Here is a 26,495-nt window from a genome sequence, read left to right on the forward strand (position 1 = left end):
AATTTCAAATTGTGCAGCTACCGCTCGAATAGAATAACCTTCCTCAAGTTTAGCTAAAATTTTACGTCTAAAATGTTCTGAATAACTCATTGCACCATTGTATTGGTTTTATAATGATTTGACTATATAAGCGAAGAAAACCACGACACTGATCATCCAGAGCAAAAATCCGGCCCAGAGGCTATTCCAGAACCAGGTTCTAAATCTGGAATGCTGTTTCCAGCGTTGAATGTTTGAAAATAATAAAGCATACAGAACCAGTGCTACGCTAATGAAAATTGGCAAAAGAACACCGAAATGTCTTTGTCCCTGACTTATTAACCAGAGGCTGTTTATGCCAAGGATCAAACCAAAGATCAGGCTGAGACTTCGTTTAAGTGGGTTGGATATTTGGATACTCATATTTTTATTAATCTTTTTATCTTTTCTTCTATCTTATTAATAAAAAACCGGGCATGAAGCCCGGTCTTTTATAGATCAGCTGATCTTAATATACATCACGACGATAACGACCATCCAGACGTAATTGTTCTACTGTGCTTTCACCGAGAATTTCAATCAGAGCCTGATCGACATCGCTGGCCATGCCATTAATGCTACCACACACATAAATCACGGCGCCTTGAGCGACCCAGAGTTTCAATTCTTCAGCTTGCTCACGCAATTTATGATGCACATAAACTTTTTCCTGCTGGTCACGAGAGAAAGCAAGGTCCAGTCGTTTTAATGTACCCATTTGCAGCCAGGCCTGAATGGTTTCTTCAAAGAAGAAATCATGGGCACGCTGACGTTCACCAAAGATGAGCCAGTTCTGAGTATAGTCCTGACGATTACGCACACTCAGCAAACTCATCAAACCTGCGATCCCCGTACCATTACCAATACAGATAATCGGACGGTTATCTGCAATCAGATGGAAAGATTCATTCTTGCGAATACGCAGGGCAATCGGTGAATTTAGGGCAGTATGCTGTGTTAACCAGCCTGAGCCCAGACCTAACTGGCCTTGTGCATCAGATTGCTGACGCACGACCAGACGTAGCACTTGCTGACTTGGAATACTGGCAATCGAATATTCACGTGTAGCCAGAGCCGGCAATTGCTGTAATAGCTCATCTACTGAATCAAAAGGATCAACTTGAGTCAGATCACGATCCCATAGTGCCTGTTCGATACTTTGCTTCAGAGAAGGCACCTGTGTACTCGCGGCAATACGGTATTTCTCCATAAATGCACGGATACGTTCAGGGCTGTTTCCTGGTTGGATTTCGGCAATATCGCCTGCCTGCCACACGGCTTCATGCTGTGGAACCAGTTCAATATTAAACGCAGGTGCACCCAGACTGTCTGGATTCAGCAATTCACGTTTGCTCAAAGTCCATTGATCAAAGGTTTTATCGATACCCATATCCTGCAATTCAAATTGAGTCACATGGGCAAGGGCATTGGTCCATTGCTGGATATGCTCATTATTGGCATTATCCACTTCGATAATCTTGAAGAGCTGCTTGGCACCATTCTGTTGTAACCACTGGTCAATACGATGACCGAAGCTGCAATAGGTGTCCGGGTATTCCTGAGAGCCTAGAGCCAAAACTGCATAATTGAGATGGCTGAGATCTGCTTTGGCAGACAGAATTTTCTTTTCGAAAGATGAAGCCAGGTCAGGCGCTTCACCTGTGCCATAAGTACTGGCTACAAATAAAACCTGTTCTGCCTGTTGCAGATCTGCAAGGCTTAACTGTTGTACTGCTTTAACGCTGACAGGTTGACGTGCTTCCTGTAAGGCAGTGGCCGTGCGCCATGCCAGTTGTTCAGAGACACCTGTTTGTGAGGCATACGTAATCAGCCAAGGCTTGGCATTTGGATCCAGAGGCAGGGCAGTTGCCCCTTGGCGTGCAGCCAGAGTAAGTTTTTTCTGCTTACGACGTTTCAGATAAAGCATCCAGCCGGTCACGAAGAACAATGGCATTAATAATGCAGCAATCATGACCAGGAACTGGTACACAGGACCAAAAAAGCTGCCACGGTGCACAGGTAACATACTGCTCATGATTTTTTCATTGAGCTTTTTATCTTCATAGAGCTGGACTTCGGTAAATTCAGCACTGCGATAATTATAAGTCGCATTGTTGCGGGCACGTTCATGTTGTGCCACAGGGTCAACAAAACTCAACTGCATTTCACCATCTGGTTTTTTTGGCAGGTTAAATGTCACAGTCGAATATTTGCCTGCAAATTGAGTACTGAAGCCAGTCCAGCTCTGATCCAGTGCACGTGAAATACTTTCTGGACTCATGCCAGCTTCTTCACGGCCTTCACCACGTTGTCCGCGTTCACCACGAGGACCACGTTCACCACCTTCGCCGCGACCGCCATTGGCCTGCATTTCTGGTTGTGGACGTTCTACGCCCAGAACTTTATACATACCATCACGCCACCAGCCATAAGACCAGGTAAGACCGGTACAAGCCAGAATCAGGTAGAAAATTACCACCCAGGTACCCACCACTGCATGCAGATCCCAGATAAAGTTACGGCCTTTCAGTTGTGGCTTCACTGCCAACCATTGCTTGATCGAATGACGTTTTGGCCAGCGTAAATACAGGCCAGACAAAACGAAAAAGATCAGTATCAGGGTACACGCACCGGTAATCTGTTTACCGACGGGTCCTACCGTTAAATTACGATGTAGTTGCTGTACAAACTGGAAGAATTCACGACCTTTAATTTCAGGTAAGACTTCAGCCGTATAGGGGTTGACCATCATGTTATAACCACGACGTGCTCCCTCTTTTACAATATTGACCGTACTGGATGCACTTGGATCCTGTGCCACGGTAATACTGTTAATTTTCATTTCAGGGTTTTGGGTCTGGAAATGTTGATACAGTTGGGCAGGGCTAAGCTTGTCTCGCTCTTGAACCTGTACAGTATAACTGTCGCTATTCATCCATTTTAAGATTTGCGGCTCATAAGAATAAATAGCACCCGTGACTCCCATAATTGAGAGAATCAAACCTGCAGTAATCCCCAGAAACCAGTGGATTTGGAAAAATGTCTTTTTAAACATGATGGTCAGATTTATGGTGGTACGTGTAAAAGTAGGCAAATTATAACTGAAGAATTAGAACAAATTATAGATTATGATGATAATATTTATTCTCATTATCATTTGTGTCGATGAGTCGTATAAAAGATAGACATAAAAAAACCTCCATGTCGAAACAGGAGGTCTTTCAAAACCGGGATGTGTCTTAGATTTCTTTTGGCGCGCCCACTTCTTCTTGCAGATGCTTGCGAATGGTCGCGAAAGAGAAGTTTTTACTGTCTAAACGTTTAGGCAGGATATAAGCACCTTGCTGACCTTTGACTTTAAAATTGATCAGCATGAATTCCGGCGTGTTATACCATTCATAGATGTCTTTCCAGCCAATAGCCCCCACACCTTCCTGCATGCCCATTTTCTGGCGCATCACGATACCATGTGGCTGTACGCCCAGACGGATACCTTTAATTTCCTGTACCGGAAATTCATTCATCTTGCGTTTAACATACCATTCCAGACCAAAAGTACGGATCAGGTAATACAGGACTACACAGACAATCGCCACCCAGCAGATAACTGTTGAGTAGTTCTTGATCAGGATAATTCCCAGAATAGACAAGGCAACAATAGCACCCATGATCAGCCAAGCTTTCATACCAATTTTATTGGTACTACGCCAGATCATTAGCTGAGCATGACGCTGCTCAGCTTCTGAAATTTCATAGTTCACAGGCTGTAGGGTATAAGCGTATAAATTTTTCGCGGTCATAATGAAATTAACAGATTTAAAACTGTAAAAAGTTTAGCATTAATTATGCTGATTCAGTGAGTATATTGTTCCAAAATCAGCCAAATTATAATGAAGCCAATTCAGTAGCCTGTTCGTCACGTTCATGACTCAAACTCTGCTTTAACTGACTCAATTGCTTCAAGATACTAAACATTAAAGACAGTTGTTGCAAAATGATCAGTGGTTTCTGGTCTTCTTCCTGCTGTTGTGACAGACGCTGACGGATATTCTGGATCATATTCTGGGTGCTTAGGTCAGGGACCTCATCATAGAGCAGGGCACCGCGAATATTTTCTAGGGCTTGGTCTAGTAAGTCCAGCACATCCTGATCCTGAATTTTTTCACGATGCGCACCCAGCGCGGCAATATAACTGATAAAAGTATGATTCAGGCACAGAAACTCAAAAGCCTGTGATTTTTGCACTGGATCAAAGTCAGGTTCAGTGGCCAAAGTCGAGATCAGTGAAGCCACTTCAGCATCGGTATTATGAGCTGCACGGCGTACCACGCGGTAGGTCAGACCATTATTTCGTCCAGACTTATACTGTTCAATCACTTCACTCAAGTAGTCACATTCTGCCTGCAGGCTACGGCTAATGCTTCGTGGCAAGCGACGAAATTTCCAATCCGGGAATATAAAGCTCACGCCAAACCAGGCAATCGCACAGCCAATCAGAGTATCAATCATACGGGGGATAGCTGCGGTAAAACCCATGCCGTCCAGATTAAAGTTGATCAGGGCCAGAATGGTAATAAAGGCAGTGGCCTGTGCATACTGTTTACTACGTAATTCAAAGAACAGAATCCCACTCAAAATCAGCAGCAATAATTGTCCTTCAACAGAAGGAATAAAGTACAGAATGGCATATCCCAAAAGAATACCTGCCAGAGTCCCGACAATACGTAAACGTAAGCGGCGCTTGGTAGCATTAAAGTTAGGCTGGCTGACGAATAGTGCTGTAAGCAGGATCCAGTAACCATACTGAATATCGGTCAGCTGGACAAAGATATAGCTGATCAGCAGCACAATCGACAGACGAATGGCATGACGGAACAACACCGATTCAGGTGTCAGATGCTGTTTGACCCGAATCTTGATATCTTCCCAGCCTTTCAGGTCGTCATCTTTGAGCTGGTTTTCAATATGTTTAGCACGATCAAATTTGATATTACGTTCAGTTTCCAGATTGCGTAACTGTGCATCAATGGATTTCAGATTCTGGAATAAGGCAAATAGGGCATTGATCCAGACCTGATCATACTGCTGTTCTGTACGCAATTTTTCCAGGGACAATCTCAGGTTTTCAAAGGCATGTTTGAAGCGTTTATTATGTTTATAGGTTTTGCGTTGCTGAATGCTTTCACTCAGGTCTTTACAGGCTTTGCCCTGAATCGACAGGATGCGCTGAAAACGGAACAAAACGTCGCTGTGTTCAAAAATCTTGGCCAGTTTCTGATAATCAATATGTGCAGAATCGGCACGCTCGTGAATATCTTGTGCCACAAAATAATATTGCAGGCTACGACGGGTATCTTTCTGACCCCGGTCACCTTTTAGGCGGGTCAAAAGGACAGTCTTCATTTCATTAAAAATTGAAATCAGTTTGCCATTTTCCAGTGACAGCTCGATCATGCTTTGCTGATAACTTTTTGCTGTCATGTCGACATCGAACAGATTCGATTTGGCATAGAGGAAATCACCCAGTGAAGCATAGCACTTGGCTAAGTTATCCTGTGCACGTCGCGCAGGAAACAGTAGAAAGCTGAGGGTCGACAAAAAGCCATACCAGACCGCACCAATCAGCAGCAAGCTTGCCTGCTGATACCATCCATCAAAAAGTTCAACCCCCAGCATGGAATAGACAGAAATCACCAGACAGCCATAGGAAATCGTGGCATAACGTCGACCAAGCGAGCCAAGCAGAATCAGGACAATACAAGAAACAATGAGGGCAGAAGCAAACAGCAGCGGATAAGGAAATAACAGATAGACTGCCACTGCGGTAATGAAGAAGCCTAAATAGGTATAGAACAGATTCAGGATACGTACGGAAAAGCGGTCATCAATATCGCTTAAACCTGCGGCCACCACTCCAAGGGTTAGTGGAATAGTCATTAACTGCTGTCCCATGAAATAGGGAACAAAGGCAGTGCCTGCAAAAGCGATCAGCATACGCAGGTTATACATCAGGGTCGTGTTATAAGTCGCGTGCTTAAGACGATTGAGCCAAGATTTCAACGGTGATCCTTTCTCTTGCAGTCTTTGCTGCAAAGCTGAATATACATATGAGAAAAAGTATATTTATAACTTTTAATTTCCATGTAAATCATACTATGCGCTATGTTAATTTGTCTGCCTACTGCGCATTAAAATCTTTAATTACATGAACTCCAATACGACAGCACCACGACCTTATGCCATGTCCTGGATTATTTTGCTGGCTTCACTGACTGCACTTGGTCCTTTATCCATTGATATGTATCTCTCTGCCTTGCCAGAAATGGCAGTGGATTTTGGTGTCAGTACCCAGATGGTCTCCAATAGTCTGCCAGCTTATTTCCTTGGGCTAGCGGTTGGACAGTTGCTATATGGCCCGATCAGTGACCGGATTGGACGTAAGCCACCACTTTATTTTGGATTGAGTCTGTATATTCTGGCCAGCCTGTTATGTATGTTTGCGCAGAATGAATGGAGCCTGATTGCAGCACGGGTATTACAAGCCTTAGGAGGATGTGTAGGAGTCGTGGTTGCCCGAGCAACCATTCGTGATCGGCTGGATATGCAGGCGGCTGCCCAGGCCTTTGCCAGCATGATGATTGTAACGACCATTGCACCGATTATTGCGCCAAGTCTAGGCGCATGGGTACTGATGTTCTTTGAGTGGAATATTATTTTCTTGGTGCTGATGGGCTGTGGCTTGTTTAGTCTGGTCTGTGTGCATTTTTTCTTTCAGGAAACCTTGCCCCCGGAACGCCGTCTTAAACTGAATTTGCAGCAGGTATTGAGTTTATACCGAACCATTTTTCAGGATGAAAGTTTCAGACGACCGATGCTGGTGGGCTGTTTTTCTGGGGGGGTGATGTTCTGCTATATCAGCGCTTCTTCAGCCATTCTGATGGATCATTATCATCTGACCGAGCAGCAGTTTGCTTATGCTTTCGGGGGGAATGCTGTGGGAATCATGCTGTTTTCGACCATGAATAAGCATCTGGCTCAATATCTTTCAGTCTTAAGTCGCTTAAAACTAGGTGCCTCTTTACAGGGAATCGGTGTCCTGGCTTTACTGGTTTTAGGTTATCTAAACATTGAATCTGTTGTTCTGGTCATGGCGGCCTTATTTGTCGTTGTGGCCTCGATTGGTTTTGTGGGACCGAATGCGATGGCGCTGGCCATGGCAGAGCAGGGCGCGCGTGCGGGAACCGCCAGTGCGATCATGGGCAGTATGCAATTTGCCTGCGGTTTGTTGGGTGGGGTTTTGCTGAACTTTATGCTGTGGGATGCTTTATTCAATATGGCCTTGGTAATGGCGATCTTTGTAGTTATAGCCTTTAGATCTGTATTGAAATTAGAACTGCCTAGAGTTAAACAGAAATAAGGAGCTGCAAGAACTCTATATCTCTGTCAGACAATCCAAGCAGCTCAAAGTTGATGCTTGGATCATGGCTTATCAAATCTTATTCATCTACAAAAACGGCAAATTCCTCTACCGGGACACGTGGGGTGATAAAGGTATTTACGATATGGTCTGGATCTGCATAGCCTAGTGACATGCCACAGACCAGCTCTTCATCTTCACCTGCTCCCAGTACATCTAGCACAATGCTATGAAAATGATTCCAGGCAGCCTGCGGACAGGTATCCAGACCACGTGCCTTGGCAGCCAGCATCACGTTTTGAATCATCATGGAAATATCCATTTTTGAACCTACGCCCAAATCTTTATGTAAGGTGAAGAATAGCCCCACTGGTGCATCAAACAGTTCAAAATTACGCAGGTTCTGGCGCGCCATTTTTTCTTTTTCGCCTTTCTGGATATTCAGCAAACCATATAAGCCCCAGCCATTTTCACGGCGTCGGTCGATATAAGGAGAGAACCATTGTTCGGGATAATAGGCAAAGGTTTCTTTATATTGCTCGGCCAGTGCCGGATTCTGGTAAAGCTCCATTTGCGCCTGACAGACACGCTGCACCAGCTCATCACGTTTTTTTCCCGTCAGCACATACACTTTCCATGGTTGGGTATTGGTCCCTGAAGGGGCGCGGCTGGCCACAGTCAAAATGTCTTTGAGCATGTCGGTACTGACCGGCGTATCCAGAAAAGCACGAACTGAATGACGGGAAGTAATGGTTTGATCTACAGCATGAACGAGGTTTTGATCCATTCTAATTTCCAATCTCATATCCTTAATGATGGTGAACTGACTATAAACCAAACAAACTCTGTCGGGCAGGGGGAATTTTAGTTTCACAGTGAATTATGATGATTAATAAAAATCACATGAATGAGAATGCACTTAAGAGATATAGAAGTTATATAAATAGCCTAAGAAATTTATTGAATGCTTAAACAAAACTCCTTCTAAAAATGCAACAGATATTTTAGATGCTGATATCTTGAGCAATTAACATCGATGGCTGGAACTAAAAGGAAAGTTAAGAACAAAATAGAATGATTAAAATTCAATCTTAAAAATAAAATTAAATATCCGTTTTTACGTTCAATTAATATTTTATTTCGATTAAAATTTGGGGGTAGTAAACTATAAAAAATAAGAAGTTATAATTATTTTTTATATATTTACTAACTATAGTTAATAAAAAACAATAAAACTTTATACAAAGAAACAGCATAATGTGCGACTTTTCAGTTGAATACATGCATTTTGAAGAAATAATGAAGATTGCATGGTCAAGCTCTATTTGAAATATCATTATTCCAAATGACTTGATGAACTCAGTAAGGTTAAAAGCACTCATGCAGCAATTCATGCTGGTTGAGAAGTAAAAAATATAGGCTGGATGTTATCGCTATGAGTGGCACGCTTAGATGAATTTATGCATCTGGCGTAGCTGATGCAATCAGCAAAAGGCCGTTTTTCGCTTTTATAAATCTCTCACTGAATATGATCATCACGATGATATTCATAAGTTTGAAACAGATGCGGAATGCTTTGTTGATTCTAAAAGCGATGGATGAATGAAGAAGATGACAATTACATGGGGTAATGTAAGGTTTTCTTCTGTGGAAATGAATCGCAACACGACTTTTAGAATGACAAAAATTCAAAACCATCTTGGACAAAAAAATTATGGATTTTACTTTTAACGCATTTTATACCCTGATCGCTGCAGTAATTGTTCTATTACTGGGCCGGTTTCTGGTAGATAAAATCGATTTTCTAAAACGTTACAACATTCCTGAACCTGTCGCAGGTGGTCTGGTTGCAGCGGTTATCTCTCTGCTGGTTCATTCGTTCTGGGGCTACAGCATTACTACGAGCGCGGAACTGCAAACCAGTTTTATGCTGATTTTCTTTGCTTCGATCGGTCTGAGTGCGAACTTCGCTAAATTACGCGAAGGCGGGATCGGACTGGTGATCTTCCTGGTCGCTATCTCAACATTTATTGCCCTACAAAATGCAGTCGGCATGGGCTTGGCAAGTTTACTGGGTATTGATCCTCTGATCGGTCTGATTGCCGGCTCGATTACGCTGACTGGTGGACATGGTACTGCTGGCGCCTGGGGTGAAATTATGGAGGTTCAGCACGGTATTCAGGGGGCTTTGGCGCTCGGGATGGCAAGTGCGACCTTTGGTCTGATTATTGGTGGAATTATCGGCGGGCCTTTGGCGAAACTGTTGATTAACCGTCATAATCTTGCTGTGGCCCGTACCGATCAGCAGATCGAAAAACGTGACAACACGCCAATGGACAGCACGACAGATGAATATGTGCAATTTGAATATCCACATCGTGTCCGTCTGATCACTGCCGATAATGCCATTACCACACTTGGTCTGTTTGCAGGCTGTCTGGCATTTGCGGAGCTGATGACTGGCTTCAGTAAAGATACAGTATTTGAACTGCCAACATTTGTATGGGCACTGGCAGGTGGCGTGATTCTGCGTAACGTGCTGGAAGGCATCCTGAAAATCCAGATCTTCGACCGTGCGATTGATGTGTTTGGTAATGCTTCATTGTCGCTTTATCTGGCCATGGCGCTGCTGTCATTAAAATTATGGCAACTGGCGGATCTGGCAGGACCATTGATGGTGATTCTCGGTGCACAGACCTTGACTATGGCTTTATATGCAGCATTTGTCACTTTCCGGGTGATGGGCAAAAACTACGATGCCGCAGTACTTGCTGCAGGTCACTGTGGTTTCGGGATGGGTGCAACCCCAACGGCTGTTGCCAATATGCAGGCGATTACCAATATGTATGGCGCTTCGCATAAAGCCTTTCTGATCGTTCCATTATGTGGTGCTTTCTTCGTTGACTTGATTAATGCCACGATCATCCAGATGATCTTGAAATTTTTCGTCTAATTTTAAGCTTGATAATGAGTCATAAGCTCATAAGGATATGACATGAATGATCAGCTAAATGAAACCTTACTGGGCTGGGTCGATGCCTTAAATGGTCCACTCTGGGACTTTTTGGTGGTGTTTCTAGTCGCAGTCGGTATTTTGTATACGATCATGACCGGTGCAGTACAGATCCGTTTATTCTGGCACAGTATCAAAGTCATGAAACGTAGTCGTGGCAAGGTCGATGATGACCATGGTATTACGCCGTTTCAGGCCTTTGTAACAGGTCTGGCTAGCCGGGTCGGTGTGGGTAATGTTGCAGGTGTTGCCATTGCGATTGCTGTCGGTGGTCCAGGTGCTGTGTTCTGGATGTGGTTTACTGCATTTCTGGGAATGAGTTCTGCTTTTGTAGAATCATCATTAGCCCAGTTGTTTAAAGTTCGGGATAACAAGAATCAGCAATTCCGCGGTGGACCTGCGTATTACATTACTCAGGGTCTTAAACAGAAATGGCTGGGAATTGTCTTTGCAATTGCACTGATTACGACCTATGGCTTTGTGTTCAATGCCGTGCAGGCCAATGCCATTACGGGTGCAACCTCACATGCCTGGGGCTGGAATGAAGCCAATCTGATGTTGCCATTAGGTGGTTTCGATCTGGAAGTTTCCTGGATTGGTCTGGTCTTGGTCTTGATTACGGCCATGATTATTTTTGGCGGGATCAAACGGATTGCAAAAGTTGCTGAAGGGGTGGTCCCTTTCATGGCAGTTCTTTATCTGGGTGTAGCTTTATATATCGCCGTCATCAATTACGATATGTTGCCGTCTATTTTTCAGCTGATCTTTAGCAAAGCATTTGAGTTTGAAGCAGCTGCAGGCGGTTTCTTCGGTGCCATGATCTCGATGGCCATGATGATGGGGATTAAGCGCGGTTTATTTTCGAATGAAGCGGGGATGGGTTCAGCACCGAATGCGGCGGCTGCCTCTGACGTGAAACATCCGGTGAATCAGGGTCTGGTTCAAATGCTTGGCGTATTTGTAGATACCTTCGTTGTGTGTTCATGTACCGCTATCGTGATTCTGGTTTCTGGCCTATATGAAAATGCCGGTTTTGAAGGCGTGACCTTGACCCAGATGGCGCTTGAAAGCCAGATTGGTGCTTGGGGCGATGACTTCCTGGCCTTGATTCTGTTCCTGTTTGCCTATTCTTCTATCATTGGTAACTATGCCTATGCAGAAGGAAATATTCAGTTCATCAATAATAACAGCAAGGTCATGTTTATTTTCCGGTTGCTGGTATTGTTTATGGTGTATTTCGGCTCGATTGCTAGTGTGCCGTTGATCTGGAATATGGCGGACCTGTTCATGGGTGTCATGGCCAGTATCAACCTGATTGCGATTGTGCTGCTGATGCCATTTATTTTGATGCTGCTCAAGGACTATACCGGTCAGCTAAAACGTGGCATCGAGCAACCAGAGTTTAAGCTCGATGATCATCCGAAATTTAAAGATAAAGTTAAATCAGATATCTGGTAAGACTTGAGCAAAAGCCCCGACTGGTTCGGGGCTTTTTTATGGGTTTAAATGGTTAGAATGACACAACATTAAGATAGCTTTGATATAGGATAAATCCGGCAATCAGGCTGAACCAGACTGGTAATTTCAAGCGTAACAGTAGAATCATCACGATGACAAAAACCAGATCAGACCAGAAACGAAAATATGCCTGAGAGAGATCAATCAGCAAATATAAAAGTAGTCCGACCACTGCCGCATTAATCCCGCTTACCGCCTGAAAAATAATACGTTGCTGCATTAACCATGACCAATAAGGCAAAGTAGCAAAAATCAGAAAAAATGAAGGAAGGAAAATGGCACAGGTTGCTAACAGTGCGTTAAGCCAGGATGAGCCTGTCCAAGGTAACAGAGCACCGACATAGCTGGCAAAGCTAAATAATGGACCCGGCATCAGTTGAGCAAACGCATAACCTAGATCGAAAGATTGGGGCGAGAGTAAATTGGTCGCCACAAAGTCCTGATGCAGCAAAGGCAGAATGACATGTCCGCCACCAAAAACTAGCGAACCGGTTTGATAGAAATCAGCAAAAAATGCGAGTTCAGGCCAAGAACCAGATTTGACTAGTAGAGGAATCAGGAAAAACGGTAATAAAAATGCGATGAACCAGTAAGGTGCATGACGTGGCCGAATATAACTTGAGTGAATGGTAGATGAATTTGAAGCAGGCTTATTTTCCTGAGGAGAATTGGAAAATTTTGCCATTACGAGACCAAAAACTGCCCCTAAAATAATGACCAGTAGCTGATTCAAACTGATACTAATGAAGCTCAGGATCAGGACTGAAATCAAGACCAGTACATACTGCCAGATGCTCTTGCAGAAACTGTTAAGCATTTGCCAGAATGCCCAGACGATTACAGAAAAAACGATCAATTGAATGCTATGAAAGCTGTTTGAGTTTAGAATATGGAAATAGTGCTGACCGAGTACTGCGATCAAGCTCATCAAAAGCGCTGAAGGCAGGGTAAATCCAAGCCAAGCCACGAATGCCCCAGCATAACCCCTTTGCAGATAGCCAATTGAAAGGCCTACCTGACTGCTGCTGGGGCCGGGCAAAAGCTGCGCTAATGCAATCAGCTGGCCATATTGTGTCGTATTTAACCACTGTAACTGGTCGACAAATTTACGGTGAAAAAACACCAGATGCGCTGCCGGTCCACCGAATGCCATACAGCCCAGTTGCAGGAAGGTGAGAAAGATCCGGTACAGTGAAGGTGTATTCATACAGTGGCTGAAAATTGAAAGACATTAGTGCAACTGTATGACAGTTTTACGAAATTCTACAGATTATTTAAGCATGTGTTTATACACTATGCTGCTTTAACAAAATGAGGACGTGCTCTGCATGCAGAAATATGTACTGAGTATATTGGCGATGACAATGGTAGGTCTGAGCGGCTGCCAAACGACATCTGGTTTTAATCAACCTAACTCTAGTCATATTAAATCTGCCAGTTCAGTAGCAGAAGCCCAGGCACGTCCAAACCAGATCAATTTCCGCAAAATCAAGCAAACAGAAAACCGTCCAGTGATTGCACTGGTTCTTGGCAGTGGCGGTGCGCGTGGCTATGCGCATATCGGTGCGATTGAAGTATTAGAACAGGCAGGCATACAACCTGACTTTATTGTGGGAACTAGTGCAGGCAGTATTGTTGGTTCCATTTATGCCAGTGGTAAACCAGCGATTGAACTGCGTAATATTGCATTAAGCATGAAAGCGACTGATGTTCGCGACATCAAGCTGGACCGCAAAGGCTTTTTTGATGGCAAAAAAGTCGAAAATTATGTGAATTTGCAGGTTGATCAGACGCCTTTGCAAGCCATGAAAATTCCGATGTTTGTGGTAGCAACAGCCTTGAAAGAGGGTAAGCGGGTAGTCTTCAATTATGGTAATACTGGTCAGGCAGTACGTGCATCTGTTTCTATTCCAAGCATGTTTATTCCGACTGTCATCCAGAAAAAAGAATATGTGGATGGAGGGCTGGTCAGTCCGGTGCCAGTTAAAGTAGCTCGTGAATTAGGCGCTGATATTGTGATTGCTGTCGATATTCTGGCGCAGCCAATCCATACCGAAACCACTAATGTCTGGGGCCTATTCAACCAGAATATTAATATCATGCAGCAACGTTTAGCTTCTGAAGAGCTGCAATATGCCGATGTGGTGATTCAGCCAGACTTACGCGAAAAAGGTCATATTTTTGATGTGCGTGGCAGGGAATTGACCATAGATGCTGGGATTGAGGCGGCTAAACTCAAGCTACCAGAAATTGCTCAGGTCTATCAGAAGCATAATTACAGCCAGGGTCATCAGATCCCGTTGCTCTTGGCCCAGCAACAATAGTTTGTTCTGATTTTTTTTAAAAATATTTATTTTTCAAATAGATGTATAAAAATATTCACTGCTTTTCTCATATAGGTGAAAAGCAGTTCATTTTTGCTCATCGTTTTTAGAGATGAACTAATGTTTTCTACCTATTGAAAGTCACTTAAAGCCCAAGTTTCAATGGGAAATAAATATTTGAATTATAAAAATATAGTGATTTTATGAAAATATTTTAAGGTTATTTTTTGATTTTAACAAAATTATTCACAGACTTAAGTTAAACAACTGTTCAAAAGCTTAGAAGATCATGACAGAATAAAAATCGACAGATTAATAAATGTAAAAGCCATATGAATCACATCGAAATTGGCCAGCAAGTCACACTAGCTCAGTTTGAAAATACGATTTTTACTGTAACTAAAGTTCATCCCGATGGTTCTTTTACCGTTGAAACTATATTGCATGGCCAGCAGACTTTAAGTTATGAGAATGTGGCGCGAGAAATGCTGAGACAGGTGCCTGCTTAATTCGAGGTTATTTTTTGTTAATGCATGCATTTTCTTAAACCGAGTTGTGCATGCTTAATGGAAATTCTCTTCATCACAGTGCATTGATTCAAGAAAATAATTTAGTGGATAAATTCCTGTTTATTTTATAGTTACTGAAAATAACTTTCTGATGATTTCTATGGATCCTCAGAGGAATATCTTTTTTTTGTATGGAGAAAAATTTCATATCAAGAATTATGATGTTTTATTTGCCGAATTGAACATTTTATTTAGACCAAAAACGCTATAATAATGGTCTATATCATTGTCATTCAAAGAGTTCAGAGAAAACGATGGCCCCTTTAGATCAAATTGCAACAGCATCGGATGACCAGTCAGAGTTAACGATGTCGGTTCTTATGACGCCAGATATGGCGAATTTTTCAGGAAATGTACATGGTGGGACAATTCTGAAATTATTGGACCAGGTTGCTTATGCTTGTGCGAGTCGTTATTCGGGTAGTTATGTCGTAACCCTGTCTGTAGACAAAGTAAATTTCAAAGAACCGATTCATGTCGGTGAGCTGGTGACTTTCCTGGCAAGTGTGAACCATGTAGGTCGTACTTCAATGGAAATCGGTATTCGTGTAGAAGCACAAAATATTCAGAAACGTACTGTACGTCATACCAATAGTTGCTACTTCACGATGGTCGCTGTTGATGAAAATGGTAAGCCTAAACAGATTCCACCGCTGAATTTGGACAATGACTGGAAACGTTGCCGTTTTGAAGCAGCTGAACAACGTAAAGTTGCCCGTCTGCAGGAAAATCATCATCCTTCATGCAGTATCTATAAAAAATCAGCGCATAGCTAAGAACTAAACTTAATTTGCTTATTAAAAAGACATTCAATGAGAGGTCTTTTTTTTGCCTATAAAATTCATTTAACTCTGGCTTAAGCTTGTTTTTTAATCTACTATGAAACGATACGTATCGTTTTGTTTTTTTGGTTTTAAGCATGAGTGAAGAAGAAAAATGTTCACGGCGCCAGCACAGTATTCTACAGGCGGTTTCGGATGCACTGGCAGAAGGTGAATATCATCAGCTAACGATTGAAGATGTGGCTGCACGGGCAGGGGTTGGCAAATCTACGATTTACCGCTGGTGGAAACATAAATCTGAACTGGTACTAGATGCTTTCAAGCAGCGTACACCAGGGGTATTTGAACTGAATGCTTCACAAAGCCTGCGTAGTAATCTGGTTCAACAGCTAACTCTGTTGGTTCAGGCACTTAATCATCCGGTAGGCCGTGCTTTGCTGGTCGTTATTGCCAATCATAGGGAACTGGCTGTAGATTTTTTTCAGCAATATCTGTTACCACGTCGAAAACAAACTCATCAATTGATTCAACAGGCCATTCAACGTGGAGAATTACGTACTGATTATCCTTTTGATCTGATGCTGGACACCTTGTACGGGCCGATTCATTACCAGATAATTTTCTTCAACCGCATGCCGGATGATCAATATATCCAGAATCTGGTAGATCTGGCCTTAAGCCCAGCTTTGATTTCTCCCTGAGTTTAGTCAGTTCTTAAATTTGTTTTTAAAAGTTGCGTGTTATGTCTGCTAGTCCTGAGCGCTTATGGAATCGCTCCTTTATTCTGTGTTTATTGAACAATCTGTTCCTGTTTGTCTATTACTTTGCCTTACTGACCATTCTGCCGGTTTATATCATGAAAGGTCTGGGCGGATCAGTCAAAGAAGCAGGTTTGGCTTTGACTCTGTTCTTAGTTTCATCCATCGCCATTCGACCTTTTTCTGGCATGATCATCGAGAAATTCGGCAAGAAATTGGCAATGCGCGGAGCCGGAGTTATTTTTGCCTTATTTGCCTTTAGTTATCTGCTGGTTGATAGCATGTGGTCATTATTGGCAGTACGTTTTTTACATGGAATCTGGTTCAGCATCCTGACGACGGTCACCGTTCCCGTTGCAAATGAGTTTATTCCGGAATCTCGTAAGGGTGAGGGCATGGGCTATTTTGTCATGTCGACCAATCTGGGCGTGGTATTTGGTCCGTTACTGGCATTGACTGTAGTTCAATTCACCAGCTTTAAAGTGCTGTTTGGCTTGCTTGCCGTGATTATCTCTATCGGCTTGATCTTTTCCTTCATGCTGAAAATTACCGAATTAGCAAAACCTCAAGCTACAGTGATCGAAAAATCAAAATTCAGCCTGCATGACATTATTGAAGTCAAAGTGCTGGCGGTCAGTTTTGTGGCTCTGCTCACTGCTTTTGCCTACTCCAGCATCATGAGTTTTATCACGCCCTTTAGTGAAACCAAGCAGCTATTGGCTTATACCGGCATCTTCTTTATTGTTTTTGCTGCCTCAATGTTGTTAGTACGGCCTTGGGTGGGCAAAATTTACGACCGTAAAGGGCCAAGTGCAGTTATCTATTCTTCCTTTATTTTCTTTGCGATTGGCATGATGATTGTCAGTGTCATGTCCAGCCAATGGACCATGTGGTTGTCTGCGGTATTTATCGGAATTGGTTACGGTTCATTATTTCCATGTTTACAAACGCTGGCGATTCAATCTGTCGAAAAACAGCGTATGGGCCATGCAATTTCTACCTTTTTTACCCTGTTTGATATTGGACTGGCAGTGGGTTCAGTAGTGATGGGTATGATCATTGCACAATACGGTTTTGAAAAAACCTATATGTTCTGTGCAGTGATGGTGATTTTCACTTTATTGATCTACCGTCAATATGTGGCCAGGATGCGACCTTCGATTTCAGCATCCTTACCGGAAGAATAAAATGGAATTAAGACATTTACGCTATTTTGTTACCGTGGCTGAAGAGCTGAATTTCACCCGTGCAGCTGAAAAACTGAATACTGTACAGCCTTCACTCAGTCAGCAGATTAAGGATCTGGAGCGGGAAGTGGATGCGCAATTGCTGGAGCGGAATAACCGCAAGGTTGAGCTGACCGAGGCTGGACAGGCTTTTTTAAAGGAAGCTTTACTGAGCTTAGAACATGCAGAACGTGCCGTGCAGGCAGCTCGACAGATCGCACATGTACATAAGGGTCAGCTGAATATCGGCTTTGTACCGGTTGCGGAAATGAAAATTTTCCCTTATATCATGCCGAATATCCGTGCACATTTTCCTGAACTGAAAGCACTGTTTCATAGCCTGACCGATGCAGAACAGTTTAGCGCGCTGAGACAGGGCAGTATTGATATTGCCTTTACCCGTTATCAGGATCAGTCGGATGAGTTTGAGTCCGTACAGATTTTTGATGAGCCACTGACGCTGATTGTGCCGAAAAATTCTCCGGTCGCAGAAATGCCCTATGTCAGCATCAAGAAGTTTGAGAATCAGGATTTTGTGATTAGTGATGAACAGGCCTCACCACAGCTGCATAAGATTATTGATGATTTCTTTAGGCAGTCAAAACTGAACGTGAATGTGGTGCAGTATTCCACCAATATTCTGCTGAATGTCAACCTGGTCGGCATGGGTGTCGGCTGGAGCCTGGTACCCGCTTATGTGATTCCCTTACTCGGCGATAATATTGTGGTGAAAAAAACGCTGGAACCTTTACCGATGATTGCTCTCTATGTCAGTTACCGTAAAAATAACCAGCATCCTGCGATTGAGCTGATTCTGAAAGTGCTCAAAGAAAAGTTTTGTGTAGACCTTTTTAAGTAAATTATTGATCTTCCATAAATGAAATGTGTTACAGAAATGATCTGTAGCACATGCTTTTTAATCGCAGAAGAAAATCGCTTTATACTGAAATTCAAAAAATAAGAAATCGGTTGAAGCAGAATGATGAAGCTCTATAACAACCCTCAGTCACGCGGCATGACCTTGCTGCCCATCCTTAAAGAACTACAGATCGAAGACCAGCTTGAGCAGGTGGAAGTCCCTTATAAAGATATGCATCAACCTGAATATCTTCAGATCAATCCGATGGGCAAAGTCCCATGTCTGGTCGATCAAGGCATCGTAATTTCAGAAATGGCGGCTATTATTATCTATCTGGCGGATAAATATCAGGACAAAGGATTGGCACCCGCTTTAGATGATCCCAAGCGTGGTACTTATTTAAAATGGATTTTCTTCTGTCATGGGCCACTGACTGAATATATTGATGTAAAAAATTTACAAGTATCTCAAGAACAGATTGAAAAGGTCCGAACCAGTTTAAGTTTTGGTAACGAAGCCGCGGTATTTGATTTTTTTAAACGAGGTTTGTCGCAGGCCAAGCCTTATCTTTTAGGTGAAAAAGTTTCTGCTGCAGATCTATATGTGGCCTATTGTCTGATCTTCGCAATTAGTACCAAAATTTTACCGCCGTTGGAAGAATTTAAACCTTTCCTACAGCAGATGGCACGTCGTGATTCTCTCAAAGATATTTCATGGTTTAAGCAATACCGGACTTAGCTTTTATGTTCATCTATAAATAGGAAACCACGCCGTAGCGTGGTTTTTTGACTGAGGTCAATTATTTGACATGGAGCTTGTTAAATAGCGCCTGACTTGTGCTTTCCATAGATTGTGGAATCGCTAAGGTTGCCACGAAGCGGTCTGGACGCAGGATGACGATAGAGTCCTTGGTCTTGCCGAACCAGGTACGAATGTCCGTACCAATATCACCAATGGTGATCACATCTTCATATTGCTTGCGCTGTTGGTTGGACAATTGAACCGCAGGAATGACTTGGATAAATTTCACACCCAATCTTTTCCACTGTTGTATCGTTTCTTTGCTTAAGCCCCATTTTGGATCCACACCCCAAGCAATGATGGCGAAGTCATTGCCAATCACTTCATCCAGCAATACAGTTTCACCAGACTCCAGTTTCACCTGCGGCTGAATAAACATCTTGCCGACTGGAGAGTCTTTTTGAGTATTGGCCAGCAGGGCACCATCATGATACTTCGGCATAGGCTTAAAGCGCATTTCCAGCAGGTACTGTTTGATTGGCTTGATATAGTTCAATGCGTAAGCAATACCGTCACGAACAAAGCCTTGCCATTTTTTTGGTGGAGCAAGGACGTGGCCTGCCATGACTGAAAGATCGATCATCGCCTTGGCATGATCCTTACGTTCTACCTGGTAAGAGTCCAGTAATTCATGGCTTGCTTTACCCTGGATCACCAATGCAACTTTCCAGGCCAGGTTAAAGGCATCACGCATACCGCTGTTATAGCCTTGGCCTTGCCATACCGGCATGATGTGCGCAGCATCACCAGCAAGCAGGATACGGTCAGCACGGAATTTATCTGCAATACGTGCATTGTGGGTATAAACACGTTGACGAATTACTTCGATTCCATCGGTATTCGGTAAAACTTTAGAAAGCAGTTTAGCAATATTTTCCGGTTTGCTGAGTTCTTCCTGAGTTTCGCCTGGCATAACCATGAATTCGAAGCGGCGAATGCCATGCAGCAGGGCAGCTGATACATAAGGACGTACCGGATCACAGCATAGATAAATATGTGGGGTTGCCAATGGGTCATTATCGATATCAATCACGATCCACTGGTTTGGCGCAGTTTCACCTTCGAATGGAATGTTGAGGGTACGGCGTACATAAGAGTTTCCACCATCACAGGCAATCAGGTATTGCGCACGAATGGTTTCTAAGCTGCCATTTTTAGTCTGAACATTTAAAGTTACACCCTCAGCATCCTGGCTGAAATGTGTCAGATGGCGAGAGAAAAGTACTTCAGTTTTTTTATATTGTTTGAGGCCTTCTAGCAGAACGTTATCTACTTGTGGCTGAATGAAAGCATTACGGCGGGAGAAACCAAATTCACGAGTCAGTGGCTGAATGTCTGCGAAGCAACGGCCTTTGGGTGTCAGGAAGCGCATGGCATGATTCGGGGTAGTATGCGGCAAGACCTGATCAACCAGTCCCAAAGATTGAATGGTACGCAAGGATTCATCATCAATGCCGATGGCACGCGGATAATCGATCAGACTATCTAGCTGTTCAACCACAGTGACCTGTACACCCTGTTTGCTTAAATAGTTGGCAATTGTTAAACCTACCGGGCCGGCCCCCAAAATCGCCACTTCAGTTGTGTAATTTGTATTGCTCATCGCGAATGTCCATTCCATCAATTCAGGATTGAGACTATTAAGGAACAATCAATAGCGCTAAACAAGCTAGTCCATAGTAGGTCATGTCTATCAAAAAGATTTAGTTGAAAAGAATTTTATTTTAATAAGTTATTGATAATAAATAATAATATTTAAATTTATTCATAAGATGAATGAATCCTATGATCATTTCTGGCTATAGTGAATAGCCTATAAGGTATAAAAAAGCTGAATCACGCAATTGCATGATTCAGCCTTAGTCTACATCCGGCAGCATAGGTCAAACCTACTGGAGATTTACTGCACGAGATGTTGCTTTAAACCTGATTAACGAGTCGATGTCGACTTAGTCGTTTTTTTACCATCTTTGTCTTCTGTAGCAGCTTCAGACGCAGCAGGCTGGTCAGCAGGTCCAGCTGTGGTTACATTTGGATTTGGGTTATTCGTTGCAGGAAGTTCCTGAGTTGTCACAGTGACTTTCTGTTCCTCAGTGGTCTTCGTGTCAGTGGTGTTGTTTGCTGCAAAACTGGTAGCTGCGGCTGCAGTAAGCGTTGTTGCAAGTAAGATTTGTGTATATTTCATGTTGAGCATCCTTTTTATTACATTTATAAACTGCCGAATGACCATCACATCAATCCGGCAGGAATTCATCCTAAGTATGAAAATTTTATGGAGCAAAGCAATTAACAAAAGCCGCACGAAGCTGTTAACCAAGCAAATACAATCATTGGAAATTTGTTTTCTTCTGTTAAATGTATAGGAAATTGTTAGCTGGAAATGTGTGTAAATATTTCAAATATAGCGTTTAAGTGAACTAGTTAACGGTTAAAAAGTACTTACTACAGACTGTTATTTTTATTTGAACCGAGATAAATAGAATCTAATCATCCAAGTATGAACATTTTTGCAAGAGTCCAGTGTTCTATAATAGTCAGGTTTACTACTTCTAATTCTATCTTTGAGAGAGAATCAATTTTGAAAGTTCTTGCCGCTCAGCAGCCTATTCCTGTACACATCATTTCCGGATTCTTGGGTGCTGGTAAAACCACTTTATTAAAATATTTACTGAGCCAGAAACCGGAGCAAGAAGTCTGGGCTGTGCTGATGAATGAGTTTGGTCAGATTGGCGTCGACCAGCAATTACTGCCTCAGGATCAGGGCTATGCAGTGAAAGAATTGCTGGGCGGCTGTTTATGTTGTAGCAGTCAGTTGCCAATGCAGATTGCTTTATCCCGGCTATTGTCAGAAACCAAACCGGACCGGCTATTTATTGAACCTACAGGACTCGGACATCCCGGGCAACTGCTGGAACAGCTCACCGAACCGCATTGGCAGAGTCATTTAAAGATGCAATCTTTGGTCACGGTAGTCGATGGTTCACGTTTACATGATCGGGACTGGACGCATCAGAACCTGTATGCGGATCAGCTGAAAGTTGCCAATATCGTGGTCATTTCCCATGCTGATTCAATGACTGAAACTGATCATGCTGCTTTAGCTGAACTCAAGTCTGAGTATCAGCCATATGCCCAGCACTGGCTGATGATAGAAAACGGACAGCTGGATATTGAGCAAATCAAACAGAATTATCAGGGTACTCCACGGCAGATCCAGCCACTGCTCAAGCAACAGCGCCAAGTGTTGGGAGAGGTGCCGGCTGTCGTACATCAGTTGCCTTATCATTATGTTGAAAGTGCACAAGGCTATCAGGTGGCAGGTTGGAAATGGCCAAAACGCTGGCAGTTTGATTTTTATGATCTGCTGGATCTGCTTTGTGAGCAGCAGGATTGGCTCAGAATCAAAGGGATTTTTAATACCAATCAGGGCTGGAAAAGCTTTAATTTCAATCCTGATCAGTTTAATTATCAGTCTGCCGAAGAAGGCATTGATAACCGGGTAGAAGTGATTTACCAGACCTCACGTGACTGGCTGGAATTTGAAACCGCCTTAATGCAATGCCGGATTGTTCAGGAAAAATAACTTCGAATCTGCGTGTTGAAAATAGCTGGATAAGATGAAATCTGTTCAGCAAAAATGCAATAAATCTTATATGCTAGGCGCCAAATTTGAGGATTGTATTATGGCGTTAAAAGCGACAATTTATAAGGCAGATTTGAACGTTGCCGATATGGATACCCATCGTTATGAAGACTATCAGTTGACGATGGCGCTGCATCCTTCGGAAACCATTGAACGTCTGATGGTACGTGTTTTGGCTTATGCACGTTTTGCTGGCGAGGCGCTTGAATTTACCAAGGATCTGTTTGAGACTGATGAGCCAGCGCTGTGGGAAAAAGACCTGACTGGCCAATTATTGAAATGGATCGAAGTGGGTTGTCCTGACGAAGATAAAGTCAAAAAAGCCAGCGCACGTTGCAAACAGGTCGCAGTAGTTGCTTATGGTTCTTCAGTTGATGAATGGTATAAACGTAATTCCAAACTGAAAACGCTGTCGAATGTTGAGGTCTGGAAAATCTCGACCGCCAGCACTGAAGCGGTACAACAGTTATGCGAACGGACCATGCAGCTGCAACTGAATGTCATGGATGGCGAATGGACCTTGATCGGTGATCAGGCCCAAGCTGTAATTGAATGGGAACAGTTACAATAACAGCCAATAAGGATGCAAGTCTCGGCTTGTATCCTGATTCAGAAATTGCGTATACCTGACAATAATAAAAATGAAACAGGGATAAATATATGCATCCGGATCTTTATCGTTTGCTCATTGCCCTCGGTATTGGTGCAATTATTGGTGCAGAACGCGAATATCGCAGTAAGTCTGCCGGTTTGCGGACTATGATCATGGTCAGTCTGAGTTCCTGCTTGTTCACGATTATGTCAATCAAAATTGGTCTGGATAGTCAGGATAGGATTGCAGCCAATATCCTTACTGGCTTGGGCTTTGTTGGTGCGGGAGTTATCTTTAAAGATGAAAACCGGATTTCAGGCATTACGACAGCGACAACCATCTGGATGACAGCAGCACTGGGCATGGCAGCTGGCGCGGGTTATGAATGGCTGAGTCTGTTTGCTACTTTTATTGTATTAATCGTGCTGATTTTTCTGATCTATGTCCAAGAGGGAATAGAAACTTTAAGTCAGGCACGAACCTACCGAATTATCTGTCCTTATCAACGTAAAACCTTAGAGCAATACGAAGAATTATTTAAAACTTATAATATGAAAGTCGTTCGCAGTGTGCAGCATAAAACGGAACACCGTATTAGTGGACGCTGGATTTTAATTGGCTCCGCCGAAAATCATAAAAAATTGACTAACTATTTACTGAATGATTCAAATATCCAGGAACTCAGCTTTTAATCCTTTAAGCCTCAAAGCTAAAGGAATTCTGTCTAATCCCGTTTATACTATGCGTATTTGCCAGAGAAAGGATATTGGTCATGACCAAAGAGCTAGAAATTATTGATTTGAAAGTGGGTGAAGGGAAAGAAGCGGTTAAGGGCGCGCTTATTACGACTCACTATACTGGCTGGCTAGAAGATGGCACCAAGTTTGACTCATCACTGGATCGTGGTAACTATTTTGAAACCGTGATTGGCACTGGCCGTGTGATCAAGGGCTGGGATCAAGGGATTATCGGTATGAAAGTGGGCGGTAAGCGTAAACTAATTGTGCCTGCTCATTTGGCTTATGGTGAACGTAAAATGGGGAATATCATCCCGGCCAATTCAAACCTGATTTTTGAAATCGAACTGTATGATGTTAAAACACGTGATTGATTCACTGAAATAAGCTTCATTCATTGTGATGAGTGAATGTTGAACGGGTGAAGTCATAGCTAGATGGACTTCATCCGATGAGCTACAAAAAAAGCTTTGCACTCCCTGCTATTCGACGTAGATTATAAGAAGAATAAAGCACTTTTCAGGAAAATACTGTCTTTGCAAAACGTGATAAGGAATGTCTATTCTGTAATATTGATTTGGAGTATTAGCTGGGTCCTATTAGTGATGATTCCAGTTTTCGCCCAGGCATCTCTTGAATCTTCCTCTGTCACGCAGCACAGTCAACCGCATATTTCCGAAATTCACTTTACTGAAGATCATAGTAGCCAATTGCCCCAAAATTGGCAGTTTTATCCAAACCAGTTTATTACTGAACCAAGTTCCGTACTTACTCCGCAAGAGGTTCAATTACCCGCTTCATTTAAAGACCTGACCGGTTCAAATATTGGCTATGGAACCTTTATCGGACATTTCAAAATTCCATCAGAATTTATCGGACGTCGGATCGCCGTGCATATTCCGGCTGAATATGGTGCCTATCGAATCTATATCGATGGAAAATTTATTCTGCGGCATGGGGAAATTGCGAAAACAGCGGAAGAGCAGAGAAATGAAAGGGCTCCTCGAATCGGTTATTTTGTTCCTGAAAGTGAATATTTCACCATGAGTATTCAGGCCTCAAACTATACCCATCTGCATGGCGGGATTGAACAGCCTATACGCATTGGAACAGCCGGAACTATTAACCGTCAGTATCAGCAGCTTATGATGAGCATCAGTATAGTCTGTGGATTGGTGCTGGGGGTCGGTTTTTTTACGATTCTTTTTTCAATGTTTAGGGGATCAACAGAACGCAATAGCAAAAGTATTTTTATCTTTGGCTTGTTCATTATTTTTCTGGCCCTGCATAACTTTTTTGCAGCGCCGTATGCCTATTCGATCGTGACTAAGATCGGCTGGTTATGGGGAACACGCCTGGAATATCTGTTCACTTTCCTGGCGATTCTATTTTTCCTCAGTTATATGTACCTGTTTAATCAGCGCTATTTGCATCGATTTATTTATAGTGTTGCCGCAGGACTTTTACTACTGAACTGTGTCGTAACCCTGTTGACCGATCCGGAAACTTTTCAACGTCTGGCCTTGTATAGTGCGATTTTCGGGATAGTCGTGGTGGCCAATTTTATCTATGGCATTTATCAGACTTTACATCATAAAGACAATTATTCGCGCTTGACTCTCTATGCGGTCATTTTTCTATGCCTGACCTTTATAAATGACTATTTATTGCTGATCAATGTGATTGAAAGTGTGCATCTGTCTTTTATCTCGACCAGTTCGTATGCCGTGATCATTATGTTTCAGCAGTCGCAAAATTATGCCCATCAAACCTATGCGACAGAGCAGTTGAATATGAATCTGAAAGAGTTAAATAATTCACTCGATCAGAAAATCAAAGCACGTACCGAGCAATTACGTGAACTGAATGCCAAACTCGAACATCAGGTGAATATTGATGCTTTGACGGGTGCCTTTAACCGCCGTGCTTTAAATGACCAAATCCAGCAGCAGTTTTTATACTGTCAGCAACATCCACACAGTACACTGATTTTTGCCATGCTCGATGTCGACTATTTTAAAAACTACAATGATTATTATGGGCACTTAAAAGGAGATGAAATTTTACAGAATCTGGTCAAGGTCATTCAGACGGTACTCCCCGAATCCGCGTATAGCCAAATACTTAAAAATATAGAACAATAGAAACATGGGATATTCAAAAGATTTTAAAGACAAAGTCATAGAAATTATGACTAGAGATAAAATGTCTGTGCGAAAAGCAGCACAGCATTTTAAC

23 protein-coding genes and 1 pseudogene are annotated in these 26,495 nt (G+C 42.8%); 15 read left to right on the forward strand and 9 right to left on the reverse strand.

From position 1 onward, the window contains the following. From ACEWB7_RS12780 to yccS, 5 genes and pseudogenes are all read right to left on the reverse strand, one after another. Nucleotides 1-90 (reverse strand): annotated as a pseudogene (locus ACEWB7_RS12780) (transposase); the annotation flags it as partial. 18 nt (nucleotides 91-108) lie between these two features. Beyond that, complete coding sequence (locus ACEWB7_RS12785) at nucleotides 109-402, reverse strand: hypothetical protein (protein WP_411580881.1); 294 nt, start codon at nucleotides 400-402, stop codon at nucleotides 109-111. Between the two features lie 85 nt (nucleotides 403-487). After that, nucleotides 488-3,073 (reverse strand): PepSY domain-containing protein, encoded by a 2,586-nt coding sequence (locus ACEWB7_RS12790; protein WP_411580888.1) that lies wholly within the window; start codon nucleotides 3,071-3,073, stop codon nucleotides 488-490. Between the two features lie 184 nt (nucleotides 3,074-3,257). Further along, nucleotides 3,258-3,818 carry a YcxB family protein gene (locus ACEWB7_RS12795; RefSeq protein WP_004784963.1) on the reverse strand — a complete coding sequence of 187 codons (561 nt, stop codon included), beginning with the start codon at nucleotides 3,816-3,818 and terminating at the stop codon, nucleotides 3,258-3,260. Nucleotides 3,819-3,903: 85 nt separating this feature from the next. After that, nucleotides 3,904-6,078, reverse strand: a complete 2,175-nt coding sequence (yccS, locus tag ACEWB7_RS12800; protein WP_411580882.1) for a YccS family putative transporter — start codon at nucleotides 6,076-6,078, stop codon at nucleotides 3,904-3,906. Nucleotides 6,079-6,223: 145 nt separating this feature from the next. Here yccS and ACEWB7_RS12805 point away from each other — a divergent pair, with 145 nt between their 5' ends. Continuing rightward, complete coding sequence (locus ACEWB7_RS12805; RefSeq protein ID WP_411580883.1) at nucleotides 6,224-7,435, forward strand: multidrug effflux MFS transporter; 1,212 nt, start codon at nucleotides 6,224-6,226, stop codon at nucleotides 7,433-7,435. Between the two features lie 79 nt (nucleotides 7,436-7,514). Here the strand turns inward: ACEWB7_RS12805 and ACEWB7_RS12810 are convergent, their stop codons facing one another. After that, nucleotides 7,515-8,222, reverse strand: a complete 708-nt coding sequence (locus tag ACEWB7_RS12810; protein ID WP_159123381.1) for a nitroreductase — start codon at nucleotides 8,220-8,222, stop codon at nucleotides 7,515-7,517. Nucleotides 8,223-9,149: 927 nt separating this feature from the next. On the opposite strand from ACEWB7_RS12810, the gene gltS reads away from it, so the two are divergent. Then, complete coding sequence (gene gltS, locus ACEWB7_RS12815) at nucleotides 9,150-10,388, forward strand: sodium/glutamate symporter (RefSeq protein WP_180105060.1); 1,239 nt, start codon at nucleotides 9,150-9,152, stop codon at nucleotides 10,386-10,388. Nucleotides 10,389-10,430: 42 nt separating this feature from the next. Next, on the forward strand, nucleotides 10,431-11,906 hold the full coding sequence (locus tag ACEWB7_RS12820; RefSeq protein ID WP_159123382.1) for an alanine/glycine:cation symporter family protein: 1,476 nt from the start codon (nucleotides 10,431-10,433) through the stop codon (nucleotides 11,904-11,906). Nucleotides 11,907-11,958: 52 nt separating this feature from the next. Here the strand turns inward: ACEWB7_RS12820 and chrA are convergent, their stop codons facing one another. Further along, a complete protein-coding gene (gene chrA, locus ACEWB7_RS12825) occupies nucleotides 11,959-13,173 on the reverse strand; it encodes a chromate efflux transporter (RefSeq protein ID WP_411580884.1) in 1,215 nt (404 codons plus the stop codon). A gap of 121 nt (nucleotides 13,174-13,294) precedes the next feature. Between chrA and ACEWB7_RS12830 the strand changes: the two genes are divergently transcribed. The 7 genes from ACEWB7_RS12830 to ACEWB7_RS12860 all read left to right on the forward strand — a co-directional run bounded on the left by ACEWB7_RS12830 (nucleotide 13,295) and on the right by ACEWB7_RS12860 (nucleotide 19,222). After that, complete coding sequence (locus ACEWB7_RS12830) at nucleotides 13,295-14,290, forward strand: patatin-like phospholipase family protein (RefSeq protein ID WP_312310083.1); 996 nt, start codon at nucleotides 13,295-13,297, stop codon at nucleotides 14,288-14,290. Nucleotides 14,291-14,622: 332 nt separating this feature from the next. After that, entirely contained in the window at nucleotides 14,623-14,799 is a 177-nt protein-coding gene (locus tag ACEWB7_RS12835; protein ID WP_162835329.1) for a hypothetical protein, read from the forward strand. Nucleotides 14,800-15,113: 314 nt separating this feature from the next. Beyond that, nucleotides 15,114-15,635: an acyl-CoA thioesterase gene (locus ACEWB7_RS12840; protein WP_004784949.1), complete on the forward strand. Its 522-nt coding sequence runs from the start codon at nucleotides 15,114-15,116 to the stop codon at nucleotides 15,633-15,635. A gap of 143 nt (nucleotides 15,636-15,778) precedes the next feature. Then, nucleotides 15,779-16,342 (forward strand): TetR/AcrR family transcriptional regulator, encoded by a 564-nt coding sequence (locus ACEWB7_RS12845; protein ID WP_312310085.1) that lies wholly within the window; start codon nucleotides 15,779-15,781, stop codon nucleotides 16,340-16,342. 41 nt (nucleotides 16,343-16,383) lie between these two features. Further along, nucleotides 16,384-17,586 (forward strand): MFS transporter, encoded by a 1,203-nt coding sequence (locus ACEWB7_RS12850; RefSeq protein ID WP_411580885.1) that lies wholly within the window; start codon nucleotides 16,384-16,386, stop codon nucleotides 17,584-17,586. Nucleotide 17,587: 1 nt separating this feature from the next. Then, nucleotides 17,588-18,484, forward strand: a complete 897-nt coding sequence (locus tag ACEWB7_RS12855) for a LysR substrate-binding domain-containing protein (RefSeq protein ID WP_312317617.1) — start codon at nucleotides 17,588-17,590, stop codon at nucleotides 18,482-18,484. Between the two features lie 123 nt (nucleotides 18,485-18,607). Next, nucleotides 18,608-19,222: a glutathione S-transferase family protein gene (locus ACEWB7_RS12860; protein WP_312310094.1), complete on the forward strand. Its 615-nt coding sequence runs from the start codon at nucleotides 18,608-18,610 to the stop codon at nucleotides 19,220-19,222. A 61-nt stretch (nucleotides 19,223-19,283) separates the two neighbouring features. Here the strand turns inward: ACEWB7_RS12860 and ACEWB7_RS12865 are convergent, their stop codons facing one another. Both ACEWB7_RS12865 and ACEWB7_RS12870 read right to left on the reverse strand, forming a co-directional pair. Then, nucleotides 19,284-20,888 carry a bifunctional 3-(3-hydroxy-phenyl)propionate/3-hydroxycinnamic acid hydroxylase gene (locus tag ACEWB7_RS12865; protein WP_411580886.1) on the reverse strand — a complete coding sequence of 535 codons (1,605 nt, stop codon included), beginning with the start codon at nucleotides 20,886-20,888 and terminating at the stop codon, nucleotides 19,284-19,286. Nucleotides 20,889-21,215: 327 nt separating this feature from the next. Next, nucleotides 21,216-21,470, reverse strand: coding sequence for a hypothetical protein (locus tag ACEWB7_RS12870; RefSeq protein ID WP_004784941.1), 255 nt, complete (start codon nucleotides 21,468-21,470; stop codon nucleotides 21,216-21,218). A gap of 393 nt (nucleotides 21,471-21,863) precedes the next feature. Between ACEWB7_RS12870 and ACEWB7_RS12875 the strand changes: the two genes are divergently transcribed. The 5 genes from ACEWB7_RS12875 to ACEWB7_RS12895 all read left to right on the forward strand — a co-directional run bounded on the left by ACEWB7_RS12875 (nucleotide 21,864) and on the right by ACEWB7_RS12895 (nucleotide 26,401). After that, the gene (locus ACEWB7_RS12875; protein ID WP_411580887.1) at nucleotides 21,864-22,868 is read left to right on the forward strand and encodes a CobW family GTP-binding protein; all 1,005 of its coding nucleotides are present in this window, start codon (nucleotides 21,864-21,866) and stop codon (nucleotides 22,866-22,868) included. Between the two features lie 100 nt (nucleotides 22,869-22,968). Then, complete coding sequence (locus ACEWB7_RS12880; RefSeq protein WP_159123391.1) at nucleotides 22,969-23,499, forward strand: YaeQ family protein; 531 nt, start codon at nucleotides 22,969-22,971, stop codon at nucleotides 23,497-23,499. A gap of 89 nt (nucleotides 23,500-23,588) precedes the next feature. Continuing rightward, nucleotides 23,589-24,212 (forward strand): MgtC/SapB family protein, encoded by a 624-nt coding sequence (locus tag ACEWB7_RS12885; RefSeq protein ID WP_103799665.1) that lies wholly within the window; start codon nucleotides 23,589-23,591, stop codon nucleotides 24,210-24,212. Nucleotides 24,213-24,292: 80 nt separating this feature from the next. After that, complete coding sequence (locus ACEWB7_RS12890; RefSeq protein ID WP_159123393.1) at nucleotides 24,293-24,631, forward strand: FKBP-type peptidyl-prolyl cis-trans isomerase; 339 nt, start codon at nucleotides 24,293-24,295, stop codon at nucleotides 24,629-24,631. 231 nt (nucleotides 24,632-24,862) lie between these two features. Further along, complete coding sequence (locus ACEWB7_RS12895; protein ID WP_411580889.1) at nucleotides 24,863-26,401, forward strand: diguanylate cyclase domain-containing protein; 1,539 nt, start codon at nucleotides 24,863-24,865, stop codon at nucleotides 26,399-26,401. The last annotated feature ends 94 nt before the right edge of the window (nucleotides 26,402-26,495 follow it).

This window comes from Acinetobacter sp. NIOH-H-8 (assembly GCF_046635365.1).
GTDB lineage: Bacteria > Pseudomonadota > Gammaproteobacteria > Pseudomonadales > Moraxellaceae > Acinetobacter.

Excerpts from the sequence above, each read along its gene's own strand:
- ACEWB7_RS12850 (WP_411580885.1), top strand. The coding sequence starts at position 16,384 with ATGTCTGCTAGTCCTGAGCGCTTATGGAATCGCTCCTTTATTCTGTGT.
- ACEWB7_RS12860 (WP_312310094.1), top strand. The coding sequence starts at position 18,608 with ATGAAGCTCTATAACAACCCTCAGTCACGCGGCATGACCTTGCTGCCC.
- ACEWB7_RS12890 (WP_159123393.1), top strand. The coding sequence starts at position 24,293 with ATGACCAAAGAGCTAGAAATTATTGATTTGAAAGTGGGTGAAGGGAAA.
- ACEWB7_RS12870 (WP_004784941.1), bottom strand. The coding sequence starts at position 21,470 with ATGAAATATACACAAATCTTACTTGCAACAACGCTTACTGCAGCCGCA.
- ACEWB7_RS12855 (WP_312317617.1), top strand. The coding sequence starts at position 17,588 with ATGGAATTAAGACATTTACGCTATTTTGTTACCGTGGCTGAAGAGCTG.
- ACEWB7_RS12895 (WP_411580889.1), top strand. The coding sequence starts at position 24,863 with ATGATTCCAGTTTTCGCCCAGGCATCTCTTGAATCTTCCTCTGTCACG.
- ACEWB7_RS12810 (WP_159123381.1), bottom strand. The coding sequence starts at position 8,222 with ATGGATCAAAACCTCGTTCATGCTGTAGATCAAACCATTACTTCCCGT.
- ACEWB7_RS12885 (WP_103799665.1), top strand. The coding sequence starts at position 23,589 with ATGCATCCGGATCTTTATCGTTTGCTCATTGCCCTCGGTATTGGTGCA.
- chrA (WP_411580884.1), bottom strand. The coding sequence starts at position 13,173 with ATGAATACACCTTCACTGTACCGGATCTTTCTCACCTTCCTGCAACTG.
- ACEWB7_RS12830 (WP_312310083.1), top strand. The coding sequence starts at position 13,295 with ATGCAGAAATATGTACTGAGTATATTGGCGATGACAATGGTAGGTCTG.
- ACEWB7_RS12880 (WP_159123391.1), top strand. The coding sequence starts at position 22,969 with ATGGCGTTAAAAGCGACAATTTATAAGGCAGATTTGAACGTTGCCGAT.
- ACEWB7_RS12790 (WP_411580888.1), bottom strand. The coding sequence starts at position 3,073 with ATGTTTAAAAAGACATTTTTCCAAATCCACTGGTTTCTGGGGATTACT.
- gltS (WP_180105060.1), top strand. The coding sequence starts at position 9,150 with ATGGATTTTACTTTTAACGCATTTTATACCCTGATCGCTGCAGTAATT.
- ACEWB7_RS12805 (WP_411580883.1), top strand. The coding sequence starts at position 6,224 with ATGAACTCCAATACGACAGCACCACGACCTTATGCCATGTCCTGGATT.
- ACEWB7_RS12795 (WP_004784963.1), bottom strand. The coding sequence starts at position 3,818 with ATGACCGCGAAAAATTTATACGCTTATACCCTACAGCCTGTGAACTAT.
- ACEWB7_RS12840 (WP_004784949.1), top strand. The coding sequence starts at position 15,114 with ATGGCCCCTTTAGATCAAATTGCAACAGCATCGGATGACCAGTCAGAG.
- ACEWB7_RS12845 (WP_312310085.1), top strand. The coding sequence starts at position 15,779 with ATGAGTGAAGAAGAAAAATGTTCACGGCGCCAGCACAGTATTCTACAG.
- ACEWB7_RS12785 (WP_411580881.1), bottom strand. The coding sequence starts at position 402 with ATGAGTATCCAAATATCCAACCCACTTAAACGAAGTCTCAGCCTGATC.
- ACEWB7_RS12820 (WP_159123382.1), top strand. The coding sequence starts at position 10,431 with ATGAATGATCAGCTAAATGAAACCTTACTGGGCTGGGTCGATGCCTTA.
- ACEWB7_RS12835 (WP_162835329.1), top strand. The coding sequence starts at position 14,623 with ATGAATCACATCGAAATTGGCCAGCAAGTCACACTAGCTCAGTTTGAA.
- ACEWB7_RS12865 (WP_411580886.1), bottom strand. The coding sequence starts at position 20,888 with ATGAGCAATACAAATTACACAACTGAAGTGGCGATTTTGGGGGCCGGC.